The following is a 14,836-nucleotide window of genomic DNA, read 5'->3' on the forward strand; positions in this document are numbered from 1 at the left end:
CTCGTAGAGTGCGGGTCACGCGGCGGGTCCCGCCGCGGGGAGCCCACCGGCTCCCGCCGCGCACCGCACCCGGGAGGCACGATGACCCACCCCACGACGGGCACCGGACCGGACGCCGCCGACGCGGCCCGGGAGGACGACCGGACGGTCGACCTGGTGCTGCGCGCGGGGCGCGCCGTCGTCGACGGCGCGGTGCGGCCGGTGTCGGTGGGTGTGCGCGGGGGGCGCGTCGTGGCCGTCGAGGCCCTCGACCACCCCTGGGCCCTCGCGCCGGGCGGGTCCGGCGAGGTGGTGCTGGCCGACGACGAGGTGCTGCTGCCCGGGCTCGTGGACACCCACGTCCACGTCAACGAACCCGGCCGCACCGAGTGGGAGGGTTTCGCCTCCGCGACCCGCGCCGCGGCCGCCGGCGGCATCACGACGATCCTGGACATGCCGCTCAACAGCGTCCCGGCCACCCTCGACCCCGCGGCGCTGGAGGTGAAGCGGGCTGCGGCGCGCGGGCAGTGCGCCGTCGACGTCGGGTTCTGGGGCGGTGCGGTGCCCGGCAACGCCGACCAGCTCGCGCCGCTGCACGAGGCGGGCGTGTTCGGCGTGAAGTGCTTCCTGCTGGACTCCGGCGTCGAGGAGTTCCCGCCGCTGGACCCCGCGGGCCTGGCGGCGGCGCTGAGCGAGCTGGCGCGCTTCGACGGCCTGCTGCTCGTCCACGCCGAGGACGCCGACGAGATCGAGGCCCACGCCCACGCCGGCGGTCCCCGGTTCGCCGACTTCCTCGGCTCCCGCCCGCCGGCGGCCGAGGCCCTCGCGGTGCGCGCGGTCGCCGCGGCCGTCGCGGACGCCGGCGCCCGCGCGCACGTCGTCCACCTGTCCTCGGCGGCCGGGCTGGCCGAGGTCCGCGCCGCCAAGGCGGCCGGCACGCGGCTGAGCACCGAGACGTGCCCGCACTACCTCACGCTGGACGCCGGGTCGGTCCCCGACGGGGACACCACGTTCAAGTGCTGCCCCCCGATCCGCGACCGCGCCGAGCAGGACGCGCTGTGGGCCGGGCTGCTCGACGGCACGATCGACTGCGTCGTCTCCGACCACTCCCCGTGCACCGCGGAGCTGAAGCGGCTGGAGGAGGGCGACTTCGGGACGGCCTGGGGCGGCATCGCCTCGGTGCAGCTGGGCCTGCCCGCGGTGTGGACCGCGGCCCGCGGGCGCGGGGTCCCGCTGGAGACCGTCGTGGGGTGGATGTCCTCGGCCACGGCCGACCTGGCGGGGCTGGCCGACCGCGGCCGCATCGCGGCCGGGAACGTCGCCGACTTCGCCGTCTTCGCCCCCGAGCAGGAGTGGGTCGTCGACGCGGAGTCGTTGCAGCACAAGAACAAGGTCACCCCGTACGCCGGGCGGCGGTTCACCGGCGCCGTGCGGTCCACCTGGCGGCGGGGGGAACCGGTCGACCTGGGCGGGGAACCGCGCGGGGAACTGCTGACCCGCCCCTAGCGCCCGGGCCGGCGGTCCGCGCCGACGAGCCCGCACTCGTACGCCGCGATGACCGCCTGCACGCGGTCGCGCAGCCCCAGCTTGGCCAGGACGTTGCCCACGTGCGTCTTGACCGTGGTCAGGGACAGGACGAGCCGCTCGGCGATCTCGGCGTTGGAGGACCCCCCGGCGAGGCACCGCAGGACGTCCAGCTCGCGCGGGGTCAGGACCCGCAGCCGGGGGTCCAGCCCGCCCTCGCGCGCGTCCGCCGACGCGGTGGGCAGGTGCGCGGCGAACAGGTCGAGCATCCGCCGCACGAGGCGCGGCGCCACGACGGAACTGCCCGAGGCGACGACGCGGATCGCCTCGACGAGCTCGGCGGGTTCGGCGCTCTTGACGAGGAAACCGCTGGCTCCCGACCGCAGCGCCGCGAACGCGTACTCGTCGACGTCGAACGTCGTCAGCACCAGCACCCGCGAGGACGGGTGCTCGGCCGCGATGCGCCGGGTCGCCTCGATGCCGTCCACCCCGGGCATCCGGACGTCCATGAGCACCACGTCCGGGGCCAGCGCCCGGACCTGGTCCAGCGCGACGGCACCGTCGGAGGCCTCACCGACCACCTCCAGGTCGGGCTCGGACTCGATGACGAGCCGGAACCCCGTGCGCACCAGGGCCTGGTCGTCCACGAGCAGCACGGTCGTCACGGGCGGTCCCTCCCGCCCGGCGCGCCGGCCGGCAGGACGACGCGGACCCGCCAGCCGCCCGTGCCGGCGGGACCGGCCTCGACCGACCCGCCGAGGAGGGCGGCCCGTTCCCGCATGCCGACGAGGCCGCGCCGGGTCCCGCCGCCGTCCCCCGCGCGGGTGCCGCCCGCGTCGACGACCTCGACCTCGACGGCGTCCTCGCCGCGCCGCAGCGCCACCGCGACCGAGGGGGTCCCCGGTGCGTGCCGCAGCACGTTCGTCAGCCCCTCGGTCACGATGCGGACCACGGCCAGGCGCACGGCGGTGTCCGGCAGCGCGACCTCCAGCCCGCTGGCCGTCAGGGGCAGGCCCGCGGACCGGAACCGCTCCACGACCGCGCGCAGGTCCGTCTCCGTCGGCGCCGTCGGCACCGGCGGCCCGGCCGCACCCCCCTCGTCGTCGGGCTGCAGCGAACCCAGGACGCCGCGCATGTCGGCCAGGGCCTCCCGGCCCGTCCTCGACAGCTCGGCCAGCGCCTGCCGGGAGGCCCCCGGGGCGCGGTCGAGGGCGGCGGCCGCCCCGTCGGACAGGGCCACCATCACCGAGACGCTGTGGGCGACGACGTCGTGCACCTCCCGTGCGATCCGGGCGCGCTCGGCCGAGCGCGCCAGCGCCGCGCTGGCGTCGCGCTCGCGGGCCAGCGCCGCGTACCGCTCGGCGAGGTCGCGGGCGTGGACGCGGCGGGCCTGGACGCCGGCGCCGGTCAGGCCGCCCAGCAGCAGCAGCACCAGCAGCAGCACCACCGTCCAGGACCGGCGCCCCGAGGAGAACCCGGGACCGGTCAGCTGCTGGACCGGCGGGCGGTCGCCCACCGGGATCTCGTCGCTCCACAGCAGGACCTCGGCCAGGCCGACGTCCTGCCACCACCACGCGCCGACCGCCACGACGGCCAGCGCCGACGCGCCGGCGACCCACGCGGTGCGGGCGCTGTGCCGTGCGGCGACGGCGCGCAGCGCCCACGCCAGGCACAGCCCCAGCACCCCCAGGACCCCACCCACCCCCAGCGACAGCACGGCCAGGCCCGTCAGCACCGCGGTGACGGCCAGCGGCCACCGGTTCCGGGCGGGCAGCACGAGCGCCCCCAGCAGCGCCCCGGCCAGCCACGCGCGCACGACGCGGTCGTGGACGGGGGAGCCGGGCAGGAACAACCCCAGGGCCGTGGCGCCCCGGACCGTCTCGGAGGCCAGGGCCGCGGTGACCGCCCCGACGAGCAGGACGAGCGCGACGAGGGCGACGTGGGCGGTCCACGGGTGGGCGGCGAGCAGCCGGCCGGCGGTCGTCTGCCGCTGCACCTGCGACGCGGTGAGGGCCGGCGGGCCGCCGGGCGTCCCGTGCGCCTCGGGGGACCCGGCGCGTGGTGTCGTCACCCCGGCACTCTGCCACCGGGTGGGGGCGGTCCCCGTCGCCGCCGGCCGGTCAGAGGACGTCACGGCGCACCAGCCGGTGGCCGGCGAGGACGGCCAGCACGGTGCACCAGGCGCCCAGCACCAGCCCGCCGCCGCCCGCGCCCAGGTCCGGGCCGCCGCCGGCGGCCAGGGCGGCCAGCCGTTCCCCGTCGGCGAACAGCCGGGTGCCGCTGCTCGGCAGCAGCGCGCGCACCGTGCCGGTGACGTGCCCGGGGTTCGCGGCCAGCACCTGGTCCAGGAGCACGAACAGCACCACCGCGGTCGCCAGCGCCGCCAGGGGCCGGCGCAGCAGGGACCCCAGCAGCACCCCGCACACCGCGGCGCCGGTCAGGAACAGCACGTACCCCACCGCGACGCGCAGGTCCACGGGGGCCGGGAGCGCCGACGCCGGGCCCGCGGCGCGCCGGGCGCCCGCGGTCGCCAGGACCGACGCGGCGAGGGCGAGCGTCCCGGTGCCCAGCGCCACGGCCGCGGTCACGAGCACCTGCGCCGCGAGGACGGGGACGCGGCGCGGCACCGCGGCGTACGTCGTCAGGGACGTCCCGGTGGCGAAGTCCGCGCTGCCCACCAGCACCCCGAGGACCAGCACGCCGAGCTGGGCCAGCAGGTGCCCGGAGGTGACCGGGGTCGTGCCGCTCACCGCGTCCCCCGGCCCGGTGAACAGGCCCAGGACGAACACCAGGGACCCCGCCGCGACGACCGTGCCGGCGACGAGCCAGGCCGTCGAGGTCAGGCCCGCGACCTTCGTCCACTCCCCGGCGAGCACGCGCAGGGGCGTCACCGCCCCGCCGCGCGCCCCGTCGACGGGCGGCGCCTCAGCCGAGGTCACGACGACGCAACCGGTGGGCGGCGGCGGCCAGCGGGAGGGCGACCCACGCGGCCAGGACGAGCGCGCCCCCGGCCAGACCGAGCTCCGGGGCGCCGTCGAGGCCGCCGCCGCCCGGGCTCAGCAGTGCCGTGCCGACCCCGACGGGGGTGAAGGTCTCCACCGTGTTCACCGCCGCCGTCGCGGCCGGCACATGCTGCGGGTCGTACACCGCCGTCGGGTCGGTGCCGGCCTCGGCCGCGAAGGACAGGACGACGGGCAGGACCAGCAGCGCGACGACGGCGACCACCAGGGCGGGGACCGGGCGCCGCAGCAGCGCCCCGAGCGCCAGGCCCAGCAGCGCCGCACCCACGAGGTAGCAGACCGAGCCGAGCAGGAGCGAGGGGACCTGCGCCCCGGCGAGGTCGGGCGTCACGTCCCGCGACGCGGCCGCGGGCAGGACGCCCAGCACCGCCGCGCCGACGGTCAGCACCCCCACCCCCAGCCCGAGCGCGGCCGTGACGGCGGCCTGCCCGAGCAGGACGGGGACCCGTCGCGGCACCGCGGCGAACGTCGAGCGGAACGTCCCCGTGCTGAACTCCCCGGTGCCGACGAGGATCCCCAGGACGAGCGGGCCGAAGAACGCCAGCGGCAGGGCGGCCGTCAGGTCCCGCGTCGGCACGAACCCCGGGTCGCCGGAGGAGGCGCTGGTGAACAGGTGCGTCAGGAGCCCCGTCAGCGCCACCGTGGCCACGCAGACGACGGCCGTGGAGCGCAGGCCGAGCAGTTTCGCCCACTCCGCGCGGACGACGCGGGCGAAGGACGGACCCGGGACCGGCGCGGCCGGGGTGGGTGGGGTCGAGGTGGCGCTCACCGGGCACCCGCCCGGTACTCCACGGAACCACCGGTCAGTTCCAGGTAGGCGGCCTCCAGGGAACCGGTCTCGGCCGCGAGTTCCAGGACGGTCACACCCACCCGGCCCGCCACGGCCCCGACCTGCTCGGCGGAGGTCCCCCGCACGTGCAGCGCGCCGTCGGGCTGGGCGGTGACCTCGGCCCCCGACCGCCGCAGCGCCTGCGCCAGCGCGTCCGGTCCCGTGGTCCGCACGCGCACCAGACCGGCGCCCCGGGAGCGTTCGAGGAGTTCGGGGACCGAGGCGTCGGCCAGCAGCCGGCCGCGGCCGACGACCACCACCCGGTCCGCGCACAGCGCCAGTTCGTGCATGAGGTGGGAGGACAGGAACACCGTGCGGCCCTGGCCGGCCAGGTCCCGCACCAGCTGCCGGACCCACAGCACCCCGTCGGGGTCCAGGCCGTTGACCGGTTCGTCGAGCACCACCGTCGCCGGGTCGCCCAGCAGTGCGGCCGCGATCCCGAGCCGTTGCGCCATCCCGAGGGAGAACCCCTTGACCCGCCTGCCCGCCACCGCCTCCAGGCCGGTCAGCCCGATGACCTCCTCCACCCGCGACCGGGGGATCGCGTGGGTGCGGGCCAGGGCCAGCAGGTGGCGGTGGGCCGTGCGCCCCGGGTGCACCGACCGGGCGTCGAGCATCGCCCCGACCGAGCGCAGCGGCGCGCGCAGGTCGGCGTACCGCTGCCCGTCCACCGTGACCGTCCCGGCCGTCGGGCGTTCCAGCCCCAGGACCATGCGCATCGTGGTGGACTTCCCCGCCCCGTTGGGACCCAGGAAACCCGTCACCACCCCCGGCCGTGCCGTGAACGACAACCCGTCCACGGCCGTCGTCGTCCCGTAGCGCTTCGTCAGTCCCCGAGCCGTGATCATGCGTCCTCCCTCGTCCCCGACCGCACCGGCGCTCACCGGCCGGCCGACCGCGACGCTAGGAGCGCTCGCGCCGGGTGGGGACCTGCTCGGGGACGAGGTCGCGGCACGTCCTCCTCCTCCGGGAGGAGGAGGACGGTCAGTCCCCGGGAACCCCGCCCCGCCCCGTCAGCTCGGCCAGGTCGGCCTTGCGGATCAGGCCGTGCACGCCGCTGACCCGGTCGACGACCTGGGAGACGGCGAAGTCGCCGGCGGCCGACAGGTACGCCAGGGCGTGGGCGGGGTCCATGCCCAGGTCGACGAGCAGGGCGATGGCGGTGCGGACCGCCCGGCGCAGGGCCTCGTCGAGGTCGGCGTCGAGGCCGATGGGGACGAGCAGCTCGGGGGTCTCGCCCCACAACGCGTCGCGGACCCGGACGGCGTCGGCGGGGACGAGGTCGAGGCGGACCCGCGCGCGCAGCGGTGCCTCGAAGGCGGTGAGCGCGACCTCCCCGTCGCCCTGGGCGTAGTGCGGGTCGCCGCAGTGGAAGAGGGCGCCGTCGACCTGCACGGGCAGGTGCAGGGTGGAACCGGCTCCGAGGACCGAGACGTCGAGGTTCCCGCCGTGCAGCCCCGGCGGGACCGAGTGCAGGTGCTCCGGGCCGGGGGTGCCGACGCCGACCAGGCCGAGGAAGGGTCTGAGGGGGAACCTGACCCGGGCGTCGGTGTGCGGGCCGGCGGGCAGCCAGCCGTGGCGCTCGCCGGTCACCGGGTCGGTCTCCACCCGCGCCAGGACCGAGACGACGTCGGCCCCGGCGAGGGGGAACTCCGCGGGCAGGGCGCCGCGGCCGTGGCGGTTGCTGACGACGCCGTAGTCGGCGCGCAGCTCGAGGTCCTCGACGGTCACCGACAGCACGTCGCCGGGGCGCGCGCCGCGCACCCGCACGGGGCCGGTCACGACGTGCGGGCCCTGGACGGCGGGGTTGTGGGCGACGGTGCGGGCGATCTCGACGGCGTCGGGCAGGACGGCGGCGGCCTCGACGCCGCGGGCGGTGAAGAACGCCAGCGGGTCCCGGCCCTGGTCCTCCAGGATCCCCTCGTGGCTGACGGTGTCCACGACGACGACGTCGCCGGGGTCGACCTCCAGGACGGGGCGGTCCCCGGCCACGGGCAGGTCGCCCCAGCGGACGGTGGCGGGGGTCGAGGGCAGCAGGTGGACCGTCAACGCGGGGCTCCCGGGGGTCGGTGGGGGATCGACGCTGGAACGTCTGTTGCCTAGTATGGCTTTCGTGGAACAGTTGATCCAGACCTCGGGCGGCTCGTCGGTGGACCCGTCGGTGGACCCGGCCCTGCTGCGGACCGCCGTCGGCGCCCCGGTCGCCCCGCCGCCGCGCCTGCTCATGGGCCCGGGGCCGATCACCGTCGACCCCCGCGTCCTGCGCGCCATGTCCGCCCAGCTCGTGGGGCAGTACGACCCCGCGATGACGGCCTACATGAACGAGACGCAGGCCCTGTACCGCGCGGTGTTCCGCACCGCCAACGAGGCCACCGTCCTCGTCGACGGCACCAGCCGGGCCGGCATCGAGGCCGCCCTGGTCTCCCTCGTCAGCCCCGGCGACCGCGTGCTCGTCCCCGTCTTCGGCCGGTTCGGCCACCTGCTGCGCGAGATCGCCGAACGCTGCGGCGCCGAGGTCCACGTCCGGGAGGTGCCGTGGGGGGAGGTCTTCACCCTCGAGGCCCTGGAGGAGGCCGTCCGCGACGTCCGCCCGCACCTGGTGGCCCTCGTGCAGGGCGACACCTCCACGACGATGAACCAGCCGCTGGAGGGCGTCGGGGCGCTGTGCCACCGGTACGGCGCCCTGCTGTACGTCGACTGCACCGCCTCCCTGGGCGGCAACCCCTTCGAGATGGACGCCTGGGAGGTCGACGCCGCCACGGCCGGTCTGCAGAAGTGCCTCGGCGGCCCCTCCGGCAGCGCGCCGCTGTCGCTGTCCCCCCGCGCCGTCGAGGTCGTGCGGGCCCGCCGCAGCGTCGAGGCCGGGCTGCGCGCCGACCCCGCCTCGGCCGAGGGCACCGCCCCGGCGGGCGTGCGGATCCGCTCCAACTACTTCGACCTCGGGATGATCCTCGACTACTGGGGCGAGGAACGGCTCAACCACCACACCGAGGCCACCACGATGCTCTACGGCGCGCGCGAGTGCGCCCGGCTGCTGCTGGAGGAGGGGATCGACGCGGCGGTCGCGCGGCACCGGCTGCACGGGGACGCGATGCTCGCCGGGGTCCGTGGGCTGGGGCTGTCCGTGTTCGGCGACGTCGCGCACAAGATGCACAACGTCGTGGCCGTGGAGATCCCCGCGGGCCTCGACGGCGACGCGGTGCGCGCCGAGCTGCTGCACGACTACGGCATCGAGATCGGCACGAGCTTCGGCCCGCTGGCCGGGCGGGTCTGGCGCCTCGGGACGATGGGCTACAACGCCCGCAAGGACGCCGTCCTGGTCACCCTCGCCGCACTGGAGCAGGTGCTGCGCCGCCACGGCGCACCCGTCGACCCCGGCGCGGGAACCGCTGCCGCGCAGGAGGTCTACGCGTGAGCGACGCGCAGCGGGTGCTGGAGCGGTGCGACGAGCTCGCCGCGGTGTCGGCCATCGCGCACGGCATCGAACGCGTCCACCTCTCGCCCGAGCACGCGAAGGTCAACGAGCTGGCCGCCGCGTGGATGACCGGGACCGGCATGCGGACCTGGCGCGACCAGGCCGGGAACCAGTGGGGCCGGCTGGAGGGCCGCGAACCCGGCCTGCCCGCCCTCGTCCTCGGGTCGCACCTGGACACCGTCACCGACGCCGGCCGCTACGACGGCATGCTCGGGGTCCTGTCCGCCATCGAGGTCGCCCGCCGCCTCGCGCCGCGAGCCGCCGGACTCCCGTTCGCGCTGGAGGTCGTCGCGTTCTCCGACGAGGAGGGCACCCGCTTCTCCACCGCCCTGACGGGCAGTTCCGCCGTCGCCGGGAACTGGCACGAGGAGTGGTGGGACCGCGCCGACCGCGACGGGGTCACGGTGCGGCAGGCGGCCGAGGCGTTCGGGCTGGACCCGGCCCGCATCGGGGAGGCGGCCCGCCGGCCCGACGACCTCGTCGGCTACCTCGAACTGCACATCGAGCAGGGACCGCAGCTGGAGGCCGCCGGGCGCGCGCTCGGCGTCGTCACCTCCATCGCCGGTGCCCGCCGGTTCACCGGCCGCGTCGTGGGGGAGGCCCGGCACGCCGGCGGCACCCCCTACCCGCGCCGCCGCGACGCCCTCGTGGGGGCCGCCGAGGTCGTCCTGGCCGTCGAGCGGTTCGCCGTCGAGCTCGGCGGCATCGCCACCGTGGGCCGGCTGCAGGCCCACCCCGGGGGCGTCAACGTCGTGCCCGGTCTCGTGGAGTTCTCCCTCGACGTCCGCGCCGAGCACGACGAGGACCGCGACGCCCTCGTCGAGCGCATCCACCGCCACGCCGAGAGCACCTGCGCCGCACGGGGTCTGGGTTTCGAGCTCACCGAGACCCACAACGCCGCCGGGGTGACCTGCGACGCCGGGCTCGCCGCCTGCGTCACCGCGGGGATCGCCGCCACCGGCGACACCGCCCCGCCGCGGCTGTGGAGCCGCGCCGGGCACGACGCGATGGCCGTCGCGGCCGTCACCCCCGTCGCCATGCTCTTCGTGCGCTGCGAGGACGGCGTCAGCCACGCCCCCGGCGAGCGCGTGACCCTCGAGGACGTCGCCGCCGGCCTGGACGCCTTCGAGGCCGCCGTGCTCGACGTCGCCGCCCGGCGGTCCTGACCGTGCCCGGTGCGGGGTCCCCGCCGGGGCTGCGGCAGCGCATCGACGCGGCCTGGCCCGGGCTCACCCCCGCCGAGCGGCAGGTGGCGCAGTTCGCCGCCGAGCACGCCGACGACCTCGCCGGGTTCAGCGGCGCCGAGGTCGCCGAGCTCGCCGGGGCGTCCAAGGCGACCGTCAGCCGGTTCTTCCGCCGGCTCGGCTACGCCTCCTACGCCCAGGCCCGCGCCCAGGCCCGCACCGACGCCCGCGCGCTGCGGGCCCGCGGCGTCCCCACCGGGGGGCTGCCCGCCGGCGGCACCGGACCGGTCGACGTCCACGTCGCCCACGACGTCGACAACCTCACCCGCACCGCGGCGCACCTGGCCGCGGAGGACCTGCCGGCCGTGGTCGACCTGCTGGCCGGGGCCCGGCGGGTCCTCGTGCTGGGCTGGCGCAACAGCCACCCCGTCGCGCTGCACCTGCGCGAGCAGCTCCTGCAGGCCCGGGCCGACGTGTCCGTCGGCCCCGCCCCGGGGCAGACCGTCGCCGAGGAGCTCACCGGCCTCGACGGCCGCGACGCGCTGGTCGTCGTCGCCTTCCGCCGCCGCACCCCCGACGCGGCGGCCGTCCTGCGGGTGGCCGCCGACCTCGGCGTGCCCTGCCTGCTGCTCACCGACCCCGCCGCCGGGCCCCCGCCGGTCCCGGTGGCGCACCGCCTCGTGGTCCCCGTCGAGGGACCCGGCGCCTTCGACAGCTACGCGGCGGTCATGACGACCGTCGCCGTGCTGGCCGAGGGCGTCCTCGCCCGCCGGGGCCGGGCCGGCCGGGACCGGGTCCGCGACGTGGCCCGGGCGCACCGCACGCTGGGAGAGCTGGAGGAGCTGTGAACGGGTTCGACACCGCCGGGCTGCTGGCCGCCGCGGCCCGCTACGAGGACGCGCTGCGCCGCGACGACGTCAGCGCGCTGGACGACCTGTTCGCGCCCGGCGCGCAGACCCTGCGCGCCGAGGGCGGGTCCGCGCTCGTGGGCAGCACGCACGTCGCCGCCTTCCGCCGCCGCCGGGGCGGGGCCCCGCCGCGCTGGCTGCGCCGCGTGCACCTGCGCGTGGTGTCCCCCGACGACGCCCTCACCGTCTCCGAGACCGAGCGCCTCGACGGCGGCAGCGGGCTGCAGACCCAGCTGTGGCACCGCGGGCCCGACGGCTGGCAGGTCACCGCCGCGCACGTCTCCGGCGCCGGCCCCGCGCAGGGCACCCCCGGCGCCGCCGCTGCGGACCCCGCCGCGGACCCGTTCGAGGACACCGCCACCTGGCGCCGGCCCACCGAACCGGCCCCCCTGCCCGCGGGCTCGGGCGACGGACCGCTGCGCGGGGTCCGCGTCGCGGTCAAGGACCTCGTCGCCGTCGCCGGGCAGCGCACCGGCGGCGGCGTCCCGCGGTGGCTGCAGCAGGCCCGGGTCAACCCCGCGAACGCCCCCGCCCTGCAGGCCCTGCTGGACGCCGGGGCCGCGGTCGCGGGCATCGCGCAGACCGACGAGCTGGCCTTCTCCCTCATGGGCGTCAACGCCCACCACGGCACCCCGCCCAACGCCGCCGCCCCCGGCCGCGTCCCCGGCGGTTCCTCCTCCGGGTCGGCCGCCGCCGTCGCCGCCGGGACCGCCGACCTCGGGCTGGGCACCGACACCGCCGGGTCGCTGCGCGTGCCCGGCTCCTTCTGCGGGCTCTACGCCTGGCGGCCCACCCACGGCGCCGTCGACACCACCGGGGTGCTGCCCCTGGCCCCCTCCTTCGACACCGTCGGCCTGCTGGCCCGGCGCGCGGCGGTGCTGGCGGCCGCGGCGTCGGTGCTGCTGCCCGCGCCCGACGGCGGCCCCGCCCGCCGACCCGGGGCGCTGCTGCGCAGCCGCACCCTGACGGCCCTGGCCGAACCCGCCACGGCGCTCGCGGTCGACGCGGCGCTGACGGCGCTGGCCGTGCAGACGGGCCTGCCCCTGCTCGACGTCGAGGACGACGTCACCACCGAGGAGGTCCGGGCCTGGACGGAGGCCTTCCGCACCGTGCAGGCCGCGCAGGCGTGGGCCGCCCACGGCGGTTTCCTCACCGCCCACCCCGACGCCCTGTCCCCGGCCGTGGCGGCACGGTTCCGGGCCGGCGCCGACGTCGGCGCGCAGGACCTCGCGGCGGCGCGGGCGACGATCGAGCGCACCCGCGAGCGGCTGGACGGGTTCCTCGCCCGGGGCTGGCTGTGCCTGCCCAGCACCGCGACCCCGGCACCCCCGGTGGACTCCACCCCGCAGGAGTTCGAGGCCGCCCGCGCCGGGACGCTGCAGCTGTCCACCCTCGCCTCCCAGACCGGGGTCCCCGCCCTGGGGTTGCCGTGGGGACGCGTCGGGGAACTGCCCGTGGGCCTGTGCGTCCTGGCACCGCGCGGGGCGGACCGCTCGCTGCTGGCGCTGCTGGACGAGGTGGCCCCCCGCGAACCCTGAACGCGCGGACCCCGGAAGTACGAAGCCTGGGCGGCCGTCAGATATATCCGTGAGGTTACAGGGGTGAAACCTGGGCTCACTAGCGTTCGAGAGGCGCCGGTCCCGATCCCGGCGCTCCCCGCACGGGGAGGACCGAGCTCAGGAGCGGCCATGACCGAGGTGACGCGGGCCGAGGTGGAACTCTCCGGCCCCTCGCACGCAGCAGGGGACGGGCTGGTCAAGCAGGGGTACCACCCCCGGCTGACGAACTCCGACCTGGCGCCGCTGAAGCGGCAGAACTGGTCGTCGTACAACTTCTTCGCCTTCTGGATGTCCGACGTGCACAGCGTCGGCGGGTACGTCACGGCGGGCAGCCTGTTCGCCCTCGGCCTGGCCGCGTGGCAGGTCCTCGTCGCGCTGCTCGTCGGCATCGTCATCGTCTACTTCCTCTGCAACCTCGTGGCCCGCCCCAGCCAGGCGACGGGCGTGCCCTACCCGGTCGCCTCGCGGGTCGCCTTCGGCGTCGTGGGGGCCAACGTCCCGGCCGTCGTGCGCGGGCTCATCGCGGTGGCCTGGTACGGCATCCAGACCTACCTGGCCTCCAACGCGCTCGTCCTGTTCGCGCTGAAGGTCAACCCCGCGTGGGGTCCGTACGCCGAGGTGGCCCAGCACGGTTTCCTGGGGCTGAGCACCCTGGGCTGGATCGCCTTCGGCGTCATGTGGGTCCTGCAGGCCCTGGTGTTCTGGCGGGGCATGGAGGCCATCCGGAAGTTCATCGACTTCTGCGGCCCGGCCGTCTACGTCGTGATGTTCGCCCTGGCGGCCTACCTGGTGACCGAGGCGGGCGGGTTCTCGAACGTCTCGCTGAACCTGGGGTCGGTCGACCACACCGGCCTCGGTGCGCTCGGGGTGATGGTCTCGGCCGTGGCGCTCGTCGTGTCCTACTTCTCCGGCCCGATGCTGAACTACGGCGACTTCGCCCGGTACGGCCGGACGATGGCCGCGGTGCGCAAGGGGAACTTCCTCGGCCTGCCCGTCAACTTCCTGGTGTTCGCCGTGCTGTGCGTCGTCACGGCCTCGGCCACCGTCCCGGTCTACGGGGAGCTGGTCACCGACCCGGTCGACACGGTCTACCGCCTCGACAACACGACGATCGCCGTGCTCGGCTGCCTCACCTTCATGATCGCCACCATCGGCATCAACATCGTGGCGAACTTCGTCTCCCCGGCGTTCGACTTCTCCCACGTCGCCCCGCAACGCATCAGCTGGCGCATGGGCGGGATGATCGCCGCGGTCGGGTCCGTGCTCATCACCCCGTGGAACCTGTACAACTCCCCGGAGACCATCCACTACACCCTCGACACGCTGGGCGCGTTCATCGGGCCGCTGTACGGCGTCCTCATCGCCGACTACTACGTCGTGAAGAAGCAGCTGGTCCGGGTCGACGACCTGTTCACCATGGACCCCGCCGGCGCCTACCACTACCGCAAGGGCTGGAACCCGGTCGCCGTGGGCGTCACCGCGGTCGCCGCCCTGGTCGGCATCTGCATCGTGTTCTTCACCAACGCCACCGCGGCCAGCTTCAGCTGGTTCATCGGCGCCGGTCTGGCCTTCGGCCTGTACGTCGCCCTGAAGAACTCGATCCCCGCGTCGGTGCGCGCCTGATGCCCACGGTCCTGGTCGTCAACGTCAACACCTCCCCGGCGGTGACCGACGTCATCGCCGCCGCCGCCCGGGCGGCGGTGTCGGCGGCGACCAGGGTCGTGGCCCTCACCCCGCGGTTCGGCCCGGCCTCGGTGGAGTCGAACTACGAGAGCCACCTGTCCGCCGTCGGCGTCCTGGACGCGGTCCAGCACCACCAGGGGGAGTTCGACGCCGTCGTGCACGCCGGGTTCGGGGAGGTGGGCCGGGAGGCGCTGCAGGACGTGCTGAGCGTGCCCGTCGTCGACATCACCGAGGCCGCCGCGCACACGGCCTGCCTGCTGGGCCGCAGCTTCGGGGTCGTCACCTCGCTGGACCGCACCGCACCGGCCATCCACGACCGGCTGCTGCTGGCCGGGCTGGCGGGGCGCTGCGCCGGGATCGGCAGCGTCGACCTGCCGGTCCTGGACCTCGAGACCGACCCCGGCGTCACCGCGAAGGCGTTCGTCGAGCAGGGCCGGCGGCTCGTCGAGGCCGGCGCCGAGGTCGTCGTCCTCGGCTGCGCGGGGCTGTCCGGCCTGCACGGGGCCGTCGCCGCCGAGCTGGAGGTCCCCGTCGTCGACGGCGTCGCCGCGGCCGCCCGCACCGCCGAGTCCCTCGTGGCGCTGGGCCTGTCGACGTCCAAGGTCCGCAGCTACGCCCCGCCGAGGCCGAAACCGGTCCGGGGCTGGCCCTTCCCGAACCTGGGATGATCCCCGG

The 14,836-nt window shown here is 76.6% G+C and carries 13 protein-coding genes; 7 read left to right on the forward strand and 6 right to left on the reverse strand.

Annotation, left to right across the window (positions count from 1 at the left end):
* The first annotated feature begins 81 nt into the window (after window positions 1–81).
* Window positions 82–1,485 (forward strand): allantoinase AllB, encoded by a 1,404-nt coding sequence (gene allB / locus BJ968_RS20275; RefSeq protein ID WP_179754897.1) that lies wholly within the window; start codon window positions 82–84, stop codon window positions 1,483–1,485.
* Here the strand turns inward: allB and BJ968_RS20280 are convergent.
* The 6 genes from BJ968_RS20280 to BJ968_RS20305 all read right to left on the reverse strand — a co-directional run bounded on the left by BJ968_RS20280 (window position 1,482) and on the right by BJ968_RS20305 (window position 7,401).
* A complete protein-coding gene (locus tag BJ968_RS20280; protein ID WP_179754899.1) occupies window positions 1,482–2,168 on the reverse strand; it encodes a response regulator in 687 nt (228 codons plus the stop codon). The genes allB and BJ968_RS20280 overlap by 4 nt on opposite strands.
* A complete protein-coding gene (locus BJ968_RS25970) occupies window positions 2,165–3,574 on the reverse strand; it encodes a histidine kinase (RefSeq protein ID WP_179754901.1) in 1,410 nt (469 codons plus the stop codon). The genes BJ968_RS20280 and BJ968_RS25970 overlap by 4 nt, the downstream gene beginning before the upstream one ends.
* Before the next feature lie 49 nt (window positions 3,575–3,623).
* Complete coding sequence (locus BJ968_RS20290) at window positions 3,624–4,442, reverse strand: hypothetical protein (RefSeq protein WP_179754903.1); 819 nt, start codon at window positions 4,440–4,442, stop codon at window positions 3,624–3,626.
* Window positions 4,429–5,292: an ABC transporter permease subunit gene (locus tag BJ968_RS20295; RefSeq protein ID WP_179754905.1), complete on the reverse strand. Its 864-nt coding sequence runs from the start codon at window positions 5,290–5,292 to the stop codon at window positions 4,429–4,431. Before BJ968_RS20295 ends, BJ968_RS20290 begins: the two co-directional genes overlap by 14 nt.
* Entirely contained in the window at window positions 5,289–6,200 is a 912-nt protein-coding gene (locus BJ968_RS20300; RefSeq protein WP_179754907.1) for an ATP-binding cassette domain-containing protein, read from the reverse strand. Before BJ968_RS20300 ends, BJ968_RS20295 begins: the two co-directional genes overlap by 4 nt.
* A 136-nt stretch (window positions 6,201–6,336) precedes the next feature.
* On the reverse strand, window positions 6,337–7,401 hold the full coding sequence (locus BJ968_RS20305; RefSeq protein WP_218885200.1) for an acetamidase/formamidase family protein: 1,065 nt from the start codon (window positions 7,399–7,401) through the stop codon (window positions 6,337–6,339).
* 175 nt (window positions 7,402–7,576) lie between these two features.
* Between BJ968_RS20305 and BJ968_RS20310 the strand changes: the two genes are divergently transcribed.
* The 6 genes from BJ968_RS20310 (at window position 7,577) to BJ968_RS20335 (ending at window position 14,829) form a co-directional block, all read left to right on the forward strand.
* Window positions 7,577–8,767, forward strand: a complete 1,191-nt coding sequence (locus tag BJ968_RS20310; protein WP_343078281.1) for a pyridoxal-phosphate-dependent aminotransferase family protein — start codon at window positions 7,577–7,579, stop codon at window positions 8,765–8,767.
* Complete coding sequence (locus BJ968_RS20315; RefSeq protein WP_179754911.1) at window positions 8,764–9,993, forward strand: allantoate amidohydrolase; 1,230 nt, start codon at window positions 8,764–8,766, stop codon at window positions 9,991–9,993. The genes BJ968_RS20310 and BJ968_RS20315 overlap by 4 nt, the downstream gene beginning before the upstream one ends.
* 2 nt (window positions 9,994–9,995) lie before the next feature.
* Window positions 9,996–10,859: an SIS domain-containing protein gene (locus BJ968_RS20320; protein ID WP_179754913.1), complete on the forward strand. Its 864-nt coding sequence runs from the start codon at window positions 9,996–9,998 to the stop codon at window positions 10,857–10,859.
* Complete coding sequence (locus BJ968_RS20325; protein ID WP_179754915.1) at window positions 10,856–12,457, forward strand: AtzH-like domain-containing protein; 1,602 nt, start codon at window positions 10,856–10,858, stop codon at window positions 12,455–12,457. Before BJ968_RS20320 ends, BJ968_RS20325 begins: the two co-directional genes overlap by 4 nt.
* Window positions 12,458–12,607: 150 nt before the next feature.
* The gene (locus tag BJ968_RS20330) at window positions 12,608–14,101 is read left to right on the forward strand and encodes an NCS1 family nucleobase:cation symporter-1 (protein WP_179754917.1); all 1,494 of its coding nucleotides are present in this window, start codon (window positions 12,608–12,610) and stop codon (window positions 14,099–14,101) included.
* Window positions 14,101–14,829: an aspartate/glutamate racemase family protein gene (locus BJ968_RS20335; protein ID WP_179754919.1), complete on the forward strand. Its 729-nt coding sequence runs from the start codon at window positions 14,101–14,103 to the stop codon at window positions 14,827–14,829. Before BJ968_RS20330 ends, BJ968_RS20335 begins: the two co-directional genes overlap by 1 nt.
* Window positions 14,830–14,836: the final 7 nt, after the last annotated feature.

This window comes from Kineococcus aurantiacus, assembly GCF_013409345.1.
GTDB classification, from domain to species: domain Bacteria; phylum Actinomycetota; class Actinomycetes; order Actinomycetales; family Kineococcaceae; genus Kineococcus; species Kineococcus aurantiacus.

Excerpts from the sequence above, each read along its gene's own strand:
- BJ968_RS20335 (WP_179754919.1), top strand. The coding sequence starts at position 14,101 with ATGCCCACGGTCCTGGTCGTCAACGTCAACACCTCCCCGGCGGTGACC.
- BJ968_RS20310 (WP_343078281.1), top strand. The coding sequence starts at position 7,577 with ATGGGCCCGGGGCCGATCACCGTCGACCCCCGCGTCCTGCGCGCCATG.
- allB (WP_179754897.1), top strand. The coding sequence starts at position 82 with ATGACCCACCCCACGACGGGCACCGGACCGGACGCCGCCGACGCGGCC.
- BJ968_RS20330 (WP_179754917.1), top strand. The coding sequence starts at position 12,608 with ATGACCGAGGTGACGCGGGCCGAGGTGGAACTCTCCGGCCCCTCGCAC.
- BJ968_RS20300 (WP_179754907.1), bottom strand. The coding sequence starts at position 6,200 with ATGATCACGGCTCGGGGACTGACGAAGCGCTACGGGACGACGACGGCC.